Source organism: Endozoicomonas sp. ONNA2 (assembly GCF_024606365.1).
Lineage (GTDB): Bacteria > Pseudomonadota > Gammaproteobacteria > Pseudomonadales > Endozoicomonadaceae > Endozoicomonas.
Genome location: NZ_JAHHPO010000368.1, coordinates 1 through 15,019, shown reverse-complemented (window position 1 = coordinate 15,019; position 15,019 = coordinate 1). Strand labels below are relative to the sequence as shown.

Below are 15,019 nucleotides of genomic sequence, written 5' to 3'. Positions count from 1 at the left end.
ATTGAGAAAGCAAAGCAATACGATCGTTCGTATGATAGCAAAATAAGCAGGACAGGAAGTCAAGTTTTGCATTTAGTGGATGATCGTACGCCCGGTTCTATCGCCCTGCCTCACCCAGGTACTGGCGGGCTGTGGGTCTTCATGAATTTCCCGTGCAGACATGTCTGATCCTTCAGAAGTTTTGATCCTCACAAATCAATCTTCTTCTAAAGGCTATTTCTGTTGCAACCCCTCACTTTTCATCCGCCAACCTGTAAAAGCCCCAGAAATAATAGGCCTGCTGTATGAGAAAAGTACTTTTAGTTGGTACCCTCCCTCCCCCATATCATGGTCAATCTATAGCATTTAAATCTATTGTAGATGATATTGATTGTGATAAAGAAATAGTAATGACGTCGTTTAGATCAGACAACGTTTTATTATCAGTATTGTATTTTTTTAAATATTTATTTCAGGTTCTCTATTCGCTATTCATTTTTAAACCTACGCATGTGTATTTTTTATGTTCTCGCTCATTTTTTGGGTCGTTAAGGGATGTATATCTTCTTTATCTTCTTCGGTTTTCGAAAGCTGTTGTTGTCAATCATTTGCATGGAGCGGATTTTAAGTCGTTTTACGAAAGTAGATCTTTTGTATATAGAGCTATTTTAAAATTTACGTACAGTAGAGTTGATAAGCATATTGTATTGCATGATTCAATGAAGGAACAGGTTTCGTGTGTTTCATCTCTGAAGAAAATCTATGTTGTTGAGAACTTTTATGAGTCTGTTGCAGATACAGTTAGTCTAAGAAATATCAAATTTTATTTTGATGGAAAAGTATCTGCTATTTACTTGTCTAGCATTATGCTGTCAAAAGGGATTTTCGAAACCATTGAGTCAGTTAAGATTATTAGAGAAAAGGGGTATGATATAAATTTATGTATTTATGGTGATTTTACATCTGACTCTGAAATGACTAAAAGCGAGGTAAAAGATCTCTTTTTTTCCGCAATCCAAGGCTGTGAAAACTTTATAAGTTATAATGGCGTTGTCACTGGCTTGGAAAAATACACTATTCTATCTGAATTTGACGTTTTTGTTTTACCAACTTACTACAGTTGTGAGGCTTTTCCTCTTTCAATTATTGAGGCAATGAGGATGGGTTGTGTCATTATAACATCTGATTTTAATTATCTTTCTAAAATTGTAGAGTCAGATAATGGATATATAGTGAAGCCAAAAAATTCAGCTTCATTGGCTAGTGTTTTTGAGAAAATCTTTAATCATCCAAGCGCTGTTAGAGATATTAAGATTAATAATTTTAAGAGTTCCAAAGTAAGATTTACTGAGCGTAGATTTAGGGATTTAGTTAAGTCAAATATTTTTGGTTAGACATATGATAATCGTTTTTTCGGGCTCTGATGGCTCAGGTAAATCAACTCAGATTAAACTGCTTCAGTCGTTTTTATCAAGGAAACAATTAAGTATTAAATACTTATGGGCTAGAGGTGGATATACTCCAGTTTTTTTATTCCTCAAAATGATTTTAAGAAAATTGTTTGGAAAGAAATTACCTGAAGCTAGTGATAGCAAAGAAAGAGAGCGATTATTCAGAAAAGGCTCAGTTTCCTCCCTATGGATGGCTGTAGCTATTTTTGACTTGATAATTTACTATGGATTATATGCCAGATTCAATTTACTACTAGGGCGAGTTGTTATTTGCGACCGGTACATAGAAGATACTAAATTAGATTTCAAACGCAATTTTGGTGATACTTTCAATCCAGGAAGCTTTATGTGGCGAGTGCTTATACTTATTGCACCTAAGCCTAACAAATCATTCCTCCTTTATGTCCCTGTCGATGTCAGCCTTGAGCGTTCCAAATTAAAAAATGAGCCGTTTCCAGATTCTCCGGAAACGCTTAAATGGAGACTCAAATACTACCTTGATGAAAAGCATTTCCCGTCCGAGCAGTTTTTCAAGATTGACTGTCAGCAGCCTGTTGAGGTTATACAAACCATTATACGTAATCATATTGAGGCAGCTTAACGATGCGAATACAGCTGCTTCGCCAGCGAGAAGATTTTGAACAGGGCTTCATTCTGGCTTTATCCGGGTTTCTTAGAGATTATGTTGGTTGGACTGGAAAGATGAGTTGGGATAAAAATACCATCGGTTCTGCGTTTATCGCTAACGATTATCTGAACGTTATTTACCCAGACAATCTTCCCCGAAAACTCCTTTTAAGCCTTACTTGTGAATTTGCATATAACCCAAAATGGTATCGACGTAAGCTACAACAAACCTATATTTACGGCGCAGTCAGGCAGCCATTTGAAAATTTTGCTACATCTGGCCGGTTTGTGATAGGGAGTTGTCCTTCCGAAGTGCGTAACTGGGTATTTATTCCCGGCAATCATAGTCACAGGGCTGTGGATGTAGCTAATGAGCGTTGTTTTGTTTTCTATAAACCCGGTTTTAATCCTTTATTTACAAGCACGGATGCAGAAATTCGGCAAAACAATCCATGGCTTCCTTCGCCCGCTGTTCTTGAGTTATCACCATCAAAATCCTGGTATATAGAGCAACGTATCAGGGGGCTGCCCCTTAACAGGTTAGGTGCCCAGCACACTGTCGATGATGCTTTAGCGTTTGCCCATAAGGCCATGGTCAGGCTTTATCATGAGTCCTCAAGCTTTTGCCTGCTTTCTGACTACCTGGTTGTTGTTGATCAGGCAATAAAAGTTGTTTTCAATGCTATAGAACCTTCTTTATCAAAGGACCTGATTATTCGGTTTTCCGATTATATTAAAAATCTGCAATCTGCCCTTAGTGTTTACGCTGATCATAAGGTCGAATTAGCCTTGACTCATGGGGATTTTCAGCCAGCGAACTTGTTGTATGACCATGGCAAGTGTTGGATTATCGACTGGGAATATGCGGATAAACGGTGTCGTGCTTATGATGCATTATGCTACGGGCTGATGAGCAGATTCAGCACGGGTATTGCACAACGTTATGACCACCTGCTTCACAATCCTGAACTATTGAAAGCGGTTGTTGGATGGTCCGGGATTGGTTTCGTGTATTCACACAAGCTGCTTTTACCTTTGTTCTTACTGGAAGAATGCCTGGTCAAACTTAAAGAGGTTGCGGCTGAGTCTATTACTGACAAGGAAGTATCACTCAGACCATGGCTATCAGAATTTCTATTAATCAGGCAGTTTGCTTAAATCGATGAAGATCAGCAAATTTTTATTATTGAACCAAATGGCGGGTCCTTTATTCAGGGAGCTGGCGGAAGACCTTGCCGATGCGATGCCCGAGGGCTGTATTTTAAAAACGGGGCACCCTGATACACTGCGCTTAGGCAGTCAGACAGATAAACTCAGGATTCAGCCTGCTCCTGCATACAACAGGAAAAATAAAATTACCCGTATTTTGAGTTGGCTTCATTATGCAGTTATCAGCTTGTGGTCGATGTTAATAGCGGATAAAAGTACGGCATTATTAATTGTATCAAACCCCCCGCTGCTCGGCCCTTTAGCCTGGCTGGTAAACTGCATAAGAAATACGCCTTATGTTGTTCTGGTTTACGATTTGCATCCTGACACTATGGTCAGCTTCGGGGTTCTTAGTGAAGTCTCGATAGTTACCAGGCTGTGGAGAAAAGTTAATCGCTCTGTTTGGGAAAAAGCTGCAGCGGTATATACCATAGGGCCGGTTATGGCGGAAAAGCTGGCAGCGCAGTTTGACCCGCTGCGTACGCCACTTGGTAAAGTTGGTATTGTGCCTCCCTGGGCTGATACCCAACGAATCCAGCCCATCCCAAAATTGGACAACCCTTTGGCAGATGAACTTGGCCAAGCCGGTGTTATTACTGTGTTATATTCCGGCAATATGGGCATTAGCCATGATATCGATAGCATGCTTGAAGCAGCACGCCTGCTTCGCTCGCGTCAGGATATAAAGTTCCTTTTTATTGGAGAAGGCGCAAAGTGGCAGGATGCCTGCGAATTTCGTGACAAGCATCAATTGAATAATTTGGATGTACTCCCTTTCCAGCCTGAAGAAAAACTACCATACACCATGGCATTAGGTGATATAGCTCTGGTTGCCTTGGATAAAGGTGCAGAGGGATTAATGGTTCCCAGCAAAATGTATTACTATCTGGCGGCTGGTTCAGCCGTGATAGGGATTTGTCATGGTAGAAATGATGTTTCTGAAACATTAAATAAGGCTGATTGTGGGATTACTATAACCCCCGGCATGCCTGATGAACTGGAAAAAACTATCAGTATGTTGGCCGATGATCCTGAAAGGTTGTGCCTACTCCGTAAAAAAGCAAGAAGAGCAGCGGTTAACACCTATTCAAGAGCTGTTTGTACTGGTTTATTTATCAATTCACTTCCCTTAGAGAAATGAAAAAAATTTGAAGTGATATTTGGGTTATATTAATGATTGAATTCAAACTGTCAGATTCTCAAAGGTTCCTTTGCCTGTGCATTCGACACTACAATTACTTGAATAATCAGGAAATCCGTTCGCTATATAACGCAGTCGGGGATCAAAAGCTATTCCAGGAAGCATCATTGAATGGCGTTGTTCCCATTGTTGCTCATGCTCTGGATAAGGTTTTTTCTGGTGATATTCCAGAACACTGGATGGCTGAATATAATAAGATTAGCCAGCGAATTGAATCTTATATGAATGAGCTGGATAAAGTATCATCATTGCTTGCCAATAATGGGATACCGCTAGTAGCCTTGAAAAATAGCGGCATCACTCGTGGAATGTACCCCTACTATGGTGCTTGTCCTATGGGTGATGTTGATGTTCTTGTGAGCAAAAAACTATTCAGAAAGGCTCACAAAGTTCTCACACATGAAAATTATAAATTAAAGTTTCGCTGCCCTTTTGAAGATGATAGCCTGGAAGCTGCTGAACATGGTGGTGGTGCAGAATATTCCGTAAATCTTCCAAGTGGAGAACATCTCTGGTTTGAACTTCAGTGGCGCCCTGTAGCTGGGCGCTGGATTCAACCGGATCAGGAACCTGATGCTGATTATCTTATTCAGCGATCAATACCTATTGAAGGTTCTGATGTTAAACTCTTGTCACCAGAAGATAATTTATTGCAGGTGGCGCTCCATACCGCAAAGCACACGTTTGTACGAGCCCCCGGTTTCCGCCTCCATACTGATGTAGATCGTATAGTTTCATCTCAAAAGGTCGACTGGTCTGCTTTTGTCAAACGAGTGATACAACTTAAAACAAGAACAGCTGTTTTTATGTCCTTGGCTATGGCTAAAAGTTTGCTTGAAACACCAATACCTGACAGCGTTTTAAAAGAACTTTCACCTGCTAAATGGAAAGTAAAGCTTATGGTTGCATGGTTACAAAGGGTTGGTATCTTTGAGCCAGATGCGCCTAAGTGGAGTAAATTTGGTTATATTATTTTTGTTAGTTTACTTTACGACCACTTTTCTGATTTAGTGGCCGGTGTATTTCCTAAATCTGAAATAATGAAAGAGCAATATCATTTTAAAAGTAATTGGCTCTTGCCTTATTACCACTGTAAGCGACTGGCAAACCTTGTTCTACTGCGAGTAAATACTTAATCATGTTAAAGCGGATATTAGATATTTTTGGGGCCTGTGTTGCTCTTGTTTTGTTTTTGCCAGTAATGATCTTTGTTGCCTGGAAAGTCTCAAAACACATGGGGAGGCCTGTTTTTTTCCGCCAAATACGCCCTGGTCAGGATGGCAAACCATTCAAAATGATCAAATTCCGAACCATGCGTGATGCCGATGGGCCTGATGGTAAGCCATTGCCTGATGCTGAACGAATTACACCTTTTGGTAACTTTATGCGCCGGGCGAGCCTGGATGAATTGCCAGAGTTCTGGAATGTGCTTAAAGGCGATATGAGTTTGGTGGGACCCCGGCCTTTATTAATGCGATATCTACCTCTTTATTCTAAAGAGCAGTATCGTCGCCATGCTCTAAAACCCGGTATTACAGGCTGGGCCCAGGTCAACGGTCGAAATGCTATTTCCTGGGATGAGAAGTTCAAGCTGGATGTATGGTATGTGGATAACCAGTCGGTTTGGCTGGATATTAAAATTTTGTTTTTAACGGTTAAGAAGGTGCTACTTAGGGAAGGTATCAGCTCGGATGATCATGCGACGATGCCCTTTTTTGAAGGAATCCCAGTAGGCGTTGTCCGTAATCCGCAGTCCGTTATCTGTGAAAAGACCGATGTGATTGATTCGATGACTGAGCAAGATGTTACTGATAGTCTGTTGGCTGATGATCATAAGACTGATATGCTTGACGATTTAAAAGTTAAATCTTTTAAGAAAAAAGTTGACCATTAATTATCGTCCTCTGGTTTTTAGCCATAATTTTACGTTTACTGATTATTAGACTTTCCATGACTGAATTTAACATCCTGTTTGCTGCTGCGGGTCGGCGTGTTTCATTAATTCGACATTTTAAAAAAACACTTGATGAACTGAATATTAGCGGCACAGTTTATGCGGCAGATGCTGGCAAGTCAGCCCCGGCATCGTTTGTAACAGATCAGCGGTTACTAGTACCAAGGGTTTCATCTGCGGATTATATTCCTGAATTATTATCCATTTGTGTAGAGCATAATATACGCCTCTTAGTATCTCTTATTGATACTGATCTAACATTGCTTTCTATGAACAAAGATAAATTCAGAGAAGTAGGAACTGAGGTTTTGGTTTGTGATCCAGCCACGAATGAAATCTGTTTCGATAAAAATAATACCTGCCGGTTCTTTACAGAAAATGGCATAGATACTCCCAGGGTTTTGTCTGAAGCTGAAATTGACGGACTGCAAACTACTGACTTTCCATTACTCATCAAACCATGGGATGGAAGTTGCAGCATTGGTGTCAATAAGGTTAACAGTTTAGAAGAACTGAAGTTTTTTAAGCAGCATGTAAAAAATGCCATTGTGCAGGAGTATATTCAGGGCGATGAATTTACCTGCGATGCTTATGTGGATTTCAATGGCAATGTCCGTTGTGTTGTGCCTCGCAAACGGCTGGAAACTCGGGCCGGGGAAGTTAGTAAAGGGTTGACCGTTTATGATCCTGAAATCATATCAGCAACTACCCATGCTGTAGAGAAACTGCCTCATGCATTGGGTTGTATGACTGTGCAATGCTTTAAGCAAGCGGATGGCCGGATTTGTTTTATTGAGATCAACCCACGGTTTGGTGGTGGTCACCCTCTTAGCCTGCATGCTGGCGCGGATTTTCCGAAGTGGATCATTCAGGAACTCACTGACCAGCCCTGTGAGGCCCGTCAGGATTGTTGGCAGGATGACCTTGCCATGTTGCGCTATGACGATGAAATTATTGTCAGGGGAGAAGATATCCGTTGATCAAAGCGGTTGTTTTTGATTTGGATGATACCCTTTATCCGGAACATGCTTATGTTGATAGTGGTTTTAAAGCGGTTGATCAATACCTTGCTCAGTATTGCAATATTGAGAGGTTTTATCCGGTTGCTACCAAATTATTTGCTGAAGGGCACAGGGGGGCAATTTTCAATGAAGCCCTGACTCAACTTAATTTTGACTGGCAGGATGACTTTATAAAAGAACTGGTTGATGTGTACAGAAGCCATAAACCAGTTATTCAACTCGATCCGGCTACCATTGATGTTCTTGAGTACTGCTCAATCAATTATAAAACAGGCCTGATCACCGATGGTTATCAGGTCGCTCAAAGAAATAAAATTGAAGCATTAGGTATTACTGAGTTCTTCAATTGTATCTGTGTGACGGATGAATTAGGTAGAGAATACTGGAAGCCTCATGAAAAGCCTTATGTCGCTACAGAGAATGCTCTCAATGTGAAACCTTCTGAATGTGTTTATATTGCAGATAATCCAGTGAAAGACTTTATTACGCCAAATCATCGCGGTTGGAAGACCATTCAGTTGCTATCCGACATTGGTGAGTATCGTTACATAGCAGCTTCTAAATCGGAATATCAAGCACAATTTCAAGTCTCAATCTTAAGTGAAGTTCTTAGCCTATTGGCTACCCCCTAAAAGCCGCTTTCCGTTGTCCGCAATCCGTAAAAAGTACTTTTTTGTCTTTTTTGGACAACGGAAAGCGGACAAGTTGTTTTCCGTAATCCGTAAGAGCGTTTTTCTTATCTCTTTCGGACAACGGAAAGCGGACAACGACAATCAATGCCCCGCATGCTCCAGAAAAAGAGTCACCGGCAAATCAAACCGTTCAGCCAGGCTTTGCATCTGTCGCAGGTTCAGCGGTCGCTTGCCGTTTAATACTTCCGAAACAACACCCTGACTGCCGATCTCAGGCAGTTCGGCCTGAGTCAGGTCGTGTTGGCGCATTAATATTTTGATCAGGGCAATTGTGCCATCCTGTTGGTCCCACTGGGAAAGCACCGGGTCTGTCTGGTATTCATAGTGCTCTATTTTCTGGGCGATCATGTCCAGAAGGAGATTTCTGGGATCATTCGGGTTATCGCCGATGGTTCTGTACAACAGTTCCTTGGCATCAAGGGCCTGTTGATATTCGTTTTCGTTATTGATGCCTTCCAGAAAGGGGGCAACTTCCAGTAAATGGTGAAAACGCCGGGTTAATTCGGCCATGCCTTTTGAATTGTTCATGTTCACAGACTTCCTCCTTTCCATTAGCGTTTGGTGATTTCATCGTAACCCTTATGGTCAACAATGTGCTTTACAAAGAGCTTCTGACTCATAAAGTAAAGAATGCCAATCAGCCGGATGTGATTACCGGCAATATCGATGACATAGGCATCTTTGTCATGACGAAAACGCTCTGCCGTTTTGAAGATCTTTTTTAAGGAATGAATATCCACAAAGCTGTTTTTATTCAATACCTGGTAGGTTTCCATAATGGCCCCGGCGTGCTGCGGGTACTTTCTTGCCGCTTCAGAGAACTTTCGCTTTGCAATGATATGCATTGTTAACCTTATATCTCAATTTGAGATTTTGCAATTTTTACCGTCAATCCTTTTGGTATTTCATAGTAGTTCACTTAAAGCCGCTGTTCGTTTCCCGTAGTCCGTTATCCGTTAAGCGTTTTTTCTTATCTTTTTCGGATAACGGACTACGGGAAGCAGGTAGCGAGTTTTTCCATTAATTTAATTACTCAGTTTGAAAAAACATGCTAGGCACCCCCTTTTCCCCCTGGCCTTCCTACACCCAGGAAGAGGCCGATGCGGTCAGCCGTGTAGTGTTGTCCAATAAAGTCAATTACTGGACTGGCACTGAAAGCCGTGAGTTCGAACGTGAATTCGCGGAATACTGTGGAACCAATTATGCCGTTGCTCTGGCTAACGGAACTCTGGCGTTGGGCCTGGCACTCCATGCCCTGAAGATTGGTGTCTGTGATGAGGTCATAGTTACGCCTCGAACCTTTCTCGCCTCGGCCAGCAGCATTGTCAACGCCGGTGCGAAACCCGTTTTTGCCGATGTGGATCGGGACTCCCAGAATATCACTGCCGAAACCATCCAGGCAGTGCTAACGGAACGCACCAAAGCCATTATTTGTGTCCACCTGGCAGGGCTGCCCTGTGATATGGACCCGATTATGAATCTGGCCGACGCGCATAACCTTTATGTGATTGAAGATTGCGCCCAGGCCCATGGAGCAAAATATAAAGGCCGTTCGGTAGGCAGCATCGGCCATATCGGTGCCTGGTCATTCTGCCAGGACAAGATTATGACCACCGGCGGCGAAGGCGGCATGGTTACTACTAACGATGAAGCCCTTTGGAAAGTGATGTGGTCTTATAAAGACCACGGCAAATGTTACGACGCGGTATACAACACCGAACACCCGCTGGGTTTCCGCTGGTTGCATAATTCCTTTGGTACCAACTGGCGTATTACCGAGATGCAGTCGGTGATAGGTCGCATCCAACTAAAAAGGATGCCCCAATGGACCCGCCAACGGCAGGCCAATGCTGCGGCAATTAATGAGGTTTGCCGGACATTTTCTGCCCTGCGGGTACCGGAAATTCCGGAAGGGGTTGAGCATGGCTGTTACAAGCATTATGTGTTTGTTCGGCCTGAACAACTGAAAGCAGGCTGGGATCGAGACCGGATTATTGATGAGATTATCGCTTCGGGTGTTCCCTGTTATCAGGGGTCCTGCTCTGAGGTTTACCTGGAAAAAGCGTTTGATAACACTGAGTTCCGGCCCAAAGAACGACTGCCGACTGCCAGGGAATTGGGAGAAACCAGTTTGATGTTTCTGGTGCATCCGACTTTGGCCCAGGCTGAAATTGCGAAAACCTGTGAAGTGATTCAGCAAGTTATCAGTGAGGCTTCAGCTTAAACAATTTGGTTTACCTTCCTTTACAGTCGTTTTCCGTTACCCGCAAAAGATAAGATAAATGCCTTTACGGGAAGCTTGCCATACCATGATCTTTAAATCGTACTTTAATTCTGAATTTATCATTTTTTATGTATTTTACTGTTTTGCAGCCTGACAAGTGGCAAAACTTCAAAGCAGTTCTCAAGACCGTGTTATTCGCTATATGCTCAGAAACAGATTAATTTCCTTATCAAGGACAAAAAAACGCCTTGTCAGTCTGGTGATCGATGTTTTAATCATTTGGCTGGCGTTGTTTTTATCCTTTGTCGTCCGTTTGGGTATAGAGGACTTTGATAATCACAGGGTACTATTTTTTAAACTATGCCTCCTGTGCCCGGTTATCTGCCTGCCCATCAATATACGCTTGGGCCTTTATCGGGCAGTGCTCAGATTTGTAGGGCCACAGGTTACCCTGACGATTTTACGGACAACGGTGCTTTCGGTTACTGGCATCATAATATCAGCTTATGTTTTAGGCTGGTCTGTACCCAGAAGTATTCCTTTCCTTTTTGGATTGATTCTGTTGTTTATACTGGGCATTTCCCGATATGGTGCCCGTTACTGGCTGGCAGGCCACAAAATCAAGGATATTTTGTTAACGCCGTTTGCCATTACCACTCAACCTGATCACATTAAAAGAGGCAAACCTGTAGCCATTTATGGGGCAGGGGAAGCAGGGTGCCAGTTAGTCTCTGCCTTGGATCGTGGTTGGGAATTCAGGCCGGTGGTCTTTCTGGACGACGACAGTGCCATGGTGGGCAGAACCGTTTATGGAAGAAAAGTACACCATAGCGGTAAATTACCCGAACTGGTTGAGAAAGGCTTTGTTGACCAGGTATTGCTGGCGATGCCTTCGCTGTCCGAATCCAGGCGTAAGTCTATTTTGCGCGACCTGGAAGCTTTGAATATTCCTGTCATGACCATGCCAGGTATGGATGACCTGGTCAGTGGTCGCCTGAAAATTCAGGATATCAAGGAGGTGGAAATTGGTGACCTGCTTGGCAGAGAGCCGGTTCAGCCTGACAGTCAACTATTAAACCGCTGTATTCATGGGTTGAATGTTATGGTTACCGGAGCAGGGGGCTCAATTGGTTCGGAGTTATGTCGCCAGATCGCCAGGCTGGAGTGCAAAAGCCTTGTGGTGTTTGATCACTCTGAATACAACCTGTATCGGATTGAACAGGAAATCCGGCAGATAAAAGAACATGCTGGTTTGAGCTTTGACCTGGTCTCCGTCCTGGGTTCGGTTAATGACCCCCGTCGTCTGCTGGATGTCATCAGCGCTTATAAAATTGACACGATTTACCATGCAGCTGCCTATAAACATGTGCCTATTGTCGAGCATAATATTTCCCAGGGTGTGAGAAATAATATTATGGGTACTCTTTATGCGGCACAGGCGGCGATGGTGGGGAAGGTTGCTAATTTTGTGCTTATTTCCACAGATAAGGCGGTGCGCCCTACCAATGTAATGGGCGCTACCAAACGTTTTGCTGAGCAGGTTTTACAGGCTTTCAGCAAACAAGATAAAGTGGCATTAATGCATCCGTCAATGTTTGGTAAACAGCTGCATCAACCCATAGAAAATCACACCCGGTTTACCATGGTTCGCTTTGGCAACGTGCTGGGCTCCAGCGGCTCAGTCATTCCCCTGTTCCGGGAACAGATCCGCTCCGGTGGCCCTGTGACGGTAACCCACCCGGACATCACCCGTTATTTTATGACGATTCCTGAAGCGGCCCAGTTAGTGATTCAGGCTGGATCGATGGGGGCCGGTGGTGATGTTTTTCTGTTGGATATGAGCGAGCCCGTTAAAATTGCCGATTTGGCCAGACATATGATTCGTCTGTCCGGTTTTATGGAAAAGAATGATGACAACCCGGAGGGCGATATTGAAATTCAATACACTGGCTTGCGGCCCGGTGAAAAACTCTACGAGGAGCTTTTGATTGGCGACAATGTCAGTGAGACCCATCATCCCCTGATCTACCGGGCGATGGAAGAGAGTTCTGACTGGAGGACCCTGACTCAGGGTATTGAAAGGATACTGCTCTGCATAGAGCGTCATGACTATGATAAAGCACGGAGCATTATGGTTGATTTCGTTTCGGGTTTTAAACCCGATAGTATCCTGGTTGACTGGCTGTTTCAGTCTTCTGCTCAAAGAACAAACATCAAGAAATCTCGCCTGATTGAGACTGTTGAATAGCGTTAACTTGTTTGGTTATTTGGTGTTGATTGTTATGGGTGAATGGCTACCAGGAACTCTCATATTATGACCGTTTACTTTCCCGGAACTGATTACCAAATCGTTTTCAGTCGTTTACTATTACGCAAATTCTGATCAGCGGTTACAATGCTTGCCTTATTAATGAGGGCGGTCGCCGCAATTAAACGACCTGCCGGATCCTGATTGATGGCATGATCAAAACTTACCGATAATTCAGCAATCTCTGTGGTTATGGGTAATACCTTTATATTTCTGGCCAGCAGGGCGAGTTGGCTGAATTTTTTTGCGGTGGATGCAATGGTCAGCCGCTTCTTTTTGACTAGCATGGCGACTTCCCAGAGTGTGATATCACAAATCAGCAGCTGCTCCATTTGCTCTGCCAGCAGAATATGCTCTTTGGCTTTTTTTGTCAGTTTTGGATGGCTGAGGGCATCCCAGATAAAGGTGCAGGTATCCAGAATAATCATTGGCTGGCTTTCCAGGTTTCCCGGGAATCTGCAATGATATCATCCGCTTTGGCATCCTGCGCCAGCTCATCCAGTGCTTGCCTGGCCGACTGTTTCAGGGCATCCGGTGAGGCGATGGTGGCCAGCACTTCTCCATTGGAAGCAACGGTAAACGGCTGGCCTGCCTGGGCTTTTTTCAGATAACTGAGCAGGTTGGCCCGTAGTTCACTGATATTAATTTGTTCCATGATGACCTCTTGTTGTACATGTATTTTGTACAATATAGCAGGTTGTCGGGAGTTGTGAGTCTTTCTGTACACTCATATCCTCATTACCAATCACTATCCCAAATTTCCCATTACCAACAACTATGGCTAAATAACAACTATGGCTAAATAAAGATGTCCAAAAAAGTCGCTTTAATTACCGGTGTTACTGGGCAAGATGGCTCTTGCCTGGCCGAGTTTCTTTTAAAAAAAAGGGTATGAAGTTCACGGTATTAAACGTCGTTCTTCTTCTTTCAATACCGAGCGTGTGGATCATATTTATGAAAATCCTCACATGGAAATTAACATTTCAAGCTGCATTATGGTGATTTGAGTGACAGCTCCAATCTCACTCGTATCATCAGAGAAGTGCAGCCAGATGAAGTTTATAATTTGGCGGCCCAGTCTCATGTGGCGGTGTCGTTTGAGTCTCCTGAGTATACTGCCGATGTGGATGCCCCGGGTACGCTGCGACTGCTGGAAGCCATCCGGTTTTTAGGGCTAGAGAAGCAAACACGCTTTTATCAGGCCTCTACTTCGGAGCTGTACGGCCTGGTGCAAGAGATTCCCCAGAAGGAAACCACGCCCTTCTACCCGCGATCGCCTTATGCCGTGGCCAAGATGTATGTTTACTGGATTACCGTGAACTATCCAATGCCAAGGCCAGGTTGGGTTGAGAGCCCACCACTACGCTTGAACAGATGGTTGCCGAGATGGTTGAGTACGACCTGGCCAAGGCCAGGCAACATGCCTTGTTGAAAGCGCATGGGTATGAGGTGAGGGAGTAGTTGTGGGTCAGGGAAAATCAAGAAAGCCCCCAAAGCCATTGGGCTCAATGGCTATAAGGACATCCCCTGGTGAGATCATTGCCATTGATGGCAAGGTGAATTTCAACATCCATGCTTTTATGAAGGATTCTGATAATTTCAATTCTATTTTTACTCGATTGTTTGAAGAAAATCAGATGACTTCCTTGAGGAAACTTGTGATAGCCTTTTCTTATTTCATCGCATGATTTACCTATTTCCGGCATTTCTGCCAATAGATGAAAGGTGTCGTCAAATTGCTTAATGTAGAGGTTCCTTTGCTCTTTGCCCCAGCGCTTCATTGTAAATTGTGCTATTGCTATCAAATCTGCTCTGGCTTGCTTGGTAAGGACAAAAGGCTTCATTTTTTGTCTTCACCATCGAGTTCATTGATGAAAGTATCATAATCATACTCGGCAATGCCGCTCTTCTCGCCTTCAATGAGTAAATTTCTGAGGGTGTGCAGTTTCGTTTCTTTACTTTCAAGCAAGCGCAGAGCAGCCCGAATAACTTCACTGGCTGAGCCGTAACGGCCGCTTTCTATTTGGTCGGAAATAAAACTATCAAAGTGTTCGCCCAAGGTTATACTGGTGTTTTTAGCCATTTTCTTCGTCTCCATAGCGCACAGGGAATACCAATATGTACCTGATTATGGTATTTCGCACCCGTAAGTCAAGCAGGCAAGACTGAGGCAAACCTGATGAGCGAGTCGGCGTTGTGTTAGTTGCGTTAGGAATTGTCCTGAAATAATTTGCACATTTCCTGGTCCCAAAACTACGTTCGTCCTGAGCCTGTCGAAGGGCGTGAACTCCGGCCTAATGTATTGTGCCAGTCATCCTTCGACAAGCTCAGGATGAACGGAGATCGAGTTCA

16 protein-coding genes and 1 pseudogene are annotated in these 15,019 nt (G+C 43.4%); 11 read left to right on the top strand and 6 right to left on the bottom strand.

Translation table 11 applies throughout. From position 1 onward, the window contains the following. The first annotated feature begins 284 nt into the window (after nucleotides 1-284). Genes KDK14_RS06750 through KDK14_RS06715 form a run of 8 tightly spaced genes read left to right on the top strand, consistent with a single transcriptional unit; the run spans nucleotide 285 to nucleotide 8,075 of the window. Nucleotides 285-1,373 carry a glycosyltransferase family 4 protein gene (locus tag KDK14_RS06750; RefSeq protein ID WP_257264264.1) on the top strand — a complete coding sequence of 363 codons (1,089 nt, stop codon included), beginning with the start codon at nucleotides 285-287 and terminating at the stop codon, nucleotides 1,371-1,373. A gap of 4 nt (nucleotides 1,374-1,377) precedes the next feature. Further along, on the top strand, nucleotides 1,378-2,031 hold the full coding sequence (locus KDK14_RS06745; RefSeq protein ID WP_257264263.1) for a hypothetical protein: 654 nt from the start codon (nucleotides 1,378-1,380) through the stop codon (nucleotides 2,029-2,031). A 2-nt stretch (nucleotides 2,032-2,033) separates the two neighbouring features. Further along, nucleotides 2,034-3,215 (top strand): phosphotransferase, encoded by a 1,182-nt coding sequence (locus tag KDK14_RS06740; protein ID WP_257264262.1) that lies wholly within the window; start codon nucleotides 2,034-2,036, stop codon nucleotides 3,213-3,215. A 4-nt stretch (nucleotides 3,216-3,219) separates the two neighbouring features. After that, nucleotides 3,220-4,407, top strand: coding sequence for a glycosyltransferase family 4 protein (locus KDK14_RS06735; protein WP_257264261.1), 1,188 nt, complete (start codon nucleotides 3,220-3,222; stop codon nucleotides 4,405-4,407). Nucleotides 4,408-4,439: 32 nt separating this feature from the next. After that, entirely contained in the window at nucleotides 4,440-5,603 is a 1,164-nt protein-coding gene (locus KDK14_RS06730; protein WP_257264259.1) for a nucleotidyltransferase family protein, read from the top strand. Nucleotides 5,604-5,605: 2 nt separating this feature from the next. Next, nucleotides 5,606-6,361 (top strand): sugar transferase, encoded by a 756-nt coding sequence (locus tag KDK14_RS06725; RefSeq protein ID WP_306671481.1) that lies wholly within the window; start codon nucleotides 5,606-5,608, stop codon nucleotides 6,359-6,361. 56 nt (nucleotides 6,362-6,417) lie between these two features. Next, the gene (locus KDK14_RS06720; protein WP_257264258.1) at nucleotides 6,418-7,401 is read left to right on the top strand and encodes an ATP-grasp domain-containing protein; all 984 of its coding nucleotides are present in this window, start codon (nucleotides 6,418-6,420) and stop codon (nucleotides 7,399-7,401) included. Then, nucleotides 7,398-8,075 carry an HAD family hydrolase gene (locus KDK14_RS06715; protein WP_257264256.1) on the top strand — a complete coding sequence of 226 codons (678 nt, stop codon included), beginning with the start codon at nucleotides 7,398-7,400 and terminating at the stop codon, nucleotides 8,073-8,075. Before KDK14_RS06720 ends, KDK14_RS06715 begins: the two co-directional genes overlap by 4 nt. Nucleotides 8,076-8,216: 141 nt before the next feature. Here KDK14_RS06715 and KDK14_RS06710 read toward each other — a convergent pair whose 3' ends face one another. Together KDK14_RS06710 and KDK14_RS06705 are read right to left on the bottom strand one after the other, a co-directional pair. Continuing rightward, nucleotides 8,217-8,663: a type II toxin-antitoxin system HigA family antitoxin gene (locus KDK14_RS06710; RefSeq protein ID WP_257264255.1), complete on the bottom strand. Its 447-nt coding sequence runs from the start codon at nucleotides 8,661-8,663 to the stop codon at nucleotides 8,217-8,219. A gap of 23 nt (nucleotides 8,664-8,686) precedes the next feature. Further along, complete coding sequence (locus tag KDK14_RS06705) at nucleotides 8,687-8,980, bottom strand: type II toxin-antitoxin system HigB family toxin (protein ID WP_257264253.1); 294 nt, start codon at nucleotides 8,978-8,980, stop codon at nucleotides 8,687-8,689. Between the two features lie 203 nt (nucleotides 8,981-9,183). Between KDK14_RS06705 and KDK14_RS06700 the strand changes: the two genes are divergently transcribed. Next, nucleotides 9,184-10,359, top strand: a complete 1,176-nt coding sequence (locus tag KDK14_RS06700; RefSeq protein WP_257264252.1) for a DegT/DnrJ/EryC1/StrS aminotransferase family protein — start codon at nucleotides 9,184-9,186, stop codon at nucleotides 10,357-10,359. Nucleotides 10,360-10,561: 202 nt separating this feature from the next. Further along, the gene (locus KDK14_RS06695) at nucleotides 10,562-12,607 is read left to right on the top strand and encodes a polysaccharide biosynthesis protein (RefSeq protein ID WP_373691044.1); all 2,046 of its coding nucleotides are present in this window, start codon (nucleotides 10,562-10,564) and stop codon (nucleotides 12,605-12,607) included. Nucleotides 12,608-12,699: 92 nt separating this feature from the next. Here the strand turns inward: KDK14_RS06695 and KDK14_RS06690 are convergent, their stop codons facing one another. Together KDK14_RS06690 and KDK14_RS06685 are read right to left on the bottom strand one after the other, a co-directional pair. Beyond that, nucleotides 12,700-13,095: a type II toxin-antitoxin system VapC family toxin gene (locus KDK14_RS06690; RefSeq protein ID WP_257264250.1), complete on the bottom strand. Its 396-nt coding sequence runs from the start codon at nucleotides 13,093-13,095 to the stop codon at nucleotides 12,700-12,702. Beyond that, a complete protein-coding gene (locus KDK14_RS06685; RefSeq protein ID WP_257264249.1) occupies nucleotides 13,092-13,322 on the bottom strand; it encodes a type II toxin-antitoxin system Phd/YefM family antitoxin in 231 nt (76 codons plus the stop codon). Before KDK14_RS06685 ends, KDK14_RS06690 begins: the two co-directional genes overlap by 4 nt. 153 nt (nucleotides 13,323-13,475) lie before the next feature. Between KDK14_RS06685 and KDK14_RS06680 the strand changes: the two are divergent. Continuing rightward, nucleotides 13,476-13,991, top strand: a pseudogene (locus KDK14_RS06680) (GDP-mannose 4,6-dehydratase); the annotation flags it as partial. 181 nt (nucleotides 13,992-14,172) lie between these two features. On the opposite strand, the gene KDK14_RS06675 reads toward KDK14_RS06680, so the two are convergent. Both KDK14_RS06675 and KDK14_RS06670 read right to left on the bottom strand, forming a co-directional pair. After that, complete coding sequence (locus KDK14_RS06675) at nucleotides 14,173-14,511, bottom strand: type II toxin-antitoxin system RelE/ParE family toxin (protein ID WP_257264248.1); 339 nt, start codon at nucleotides 14,509-14,511, stop codon at nucleotides 14,173-14,175. Beyond that, nucleotides 14,508-14,750: a type II toxin-antitoxin system ParD family antitoxin gene (locus KDK14_RS06670; RefSeq protein ID WP_257264247.1), complete on the bottom strand. Its 243-nt coding sequence runs from the start codon at nucleotides 14,748-14,750 to the stop codon at nucleotides 14,508-14,510. The genes KDK14_RS06675 and KDK14_RS06670 overlap by 4 nt, the downstream gene beginning before the upstream one ends. Between the last annotated feature and the right edge of the window lie 269 nt (nucleotides 14,751-15,019).

Coding starts and splice junctions, on each gene's coding strand:
- KDK14_RS06750 (WP_257264264.1), top strand. CDS start 285: ATGAGAAAAGTACTTTTAGTTGGTACCCTCCCTCCCCCATATCATGGT.
- KDK14_RS06745 (WP_257264263.1), top strand. CDS start 1,378: ATGATAATCGTTTTTTCGGGCTCTGATGGCTCAGGTAAATCAACTCAG.
- KDK14_RS06740 (WP_257264262.1), top strand. CDS start 2,034: ATGCGAATACAGCTGCTTCGCCAGCGAGAAGATTTTGAACAGGGCTTC.
- KDK14_RS06735 (WP_257264261.1), top strand. CDS start 3,220: ATGAAGATCAGCAAATTTTTATTATTGAACCAAATGGCGGGTCCTTTA.
- KDK14_RS06730 (WP_257264259.1), top strand. CDS start 4,440: ATGATTGAATTCAAACTGTCAGATTCTCAAAGGTTCCTTTGCCTGTGC.
- KDK14_RS06725 (WP_306671481.1), top strand. CDS start 5,606: ATGTTAAAGCGGATATTAGATATTTTTGGGGCCTGTGTTGCTCTTGTT.
- KDK14_RS06720 (WP_257264258.1), top strand. CDS start 6,418: ATGACTGAATTTAACATCCTGTTTGCTGCTGCGGGTCGGCGTGTTTCA.
- KDK14_RS06710 (WP_257264255.1), bottom strand. CDS start 8,663: ATGAACAATTCAAAAGGCATGGCCGAATTAACCCGGCGTTTTCACCAT.
- KDK14_RS06705 (WP_257264253.1), bottom strand. CDS start 8,980: ATGCATATCATTGCAAAGCGAAAGTTCTCTGAAGCGGCAAGAAAGTAC.
- KDK14_RS06700 (WP_257264252.1), top strand. CDS start 9,184: ATGCTAGGCACCCCCTTTTCCCCCTGGCCTTCCTACACCCAGGAAGAG.
- KDK14_RS06695 (WP_373691044.1), top strand. CDS start 10,562: ATGCTCAGAAACAGATTAATTTCCTTATCAAGGACAAAAAAACGCCTT.
- KDK14_RS06690 (WP_257264250.1), bottom strand. CDS start 13,095: ATGATTATTCTGGATACCTGCACCTTTATCTGGGATGCCCTCAGCCAT.
- KDK14_RS06685 (WP_257264249.1), bottom strand. CDS start 13,322: ATGGAACAAATTAATATCAGTGAACTACGGGCCAACCTGCTCAGTTAT.
- KDK14_RS06675 (WP_257264248.1), bottom strand. CDS start 14,511: ATGAAGCCTTTTGTCCTTACCAAGCAAGCCAGAGCAGATTTGATAGCA.
- KDK14_RS06670 (WP_257264247.1), bottom strand. CDS start 14,750: ATGGCTAAAAACACCAGTATAACCTTGGGCGAACACTTTGATAGTTTT.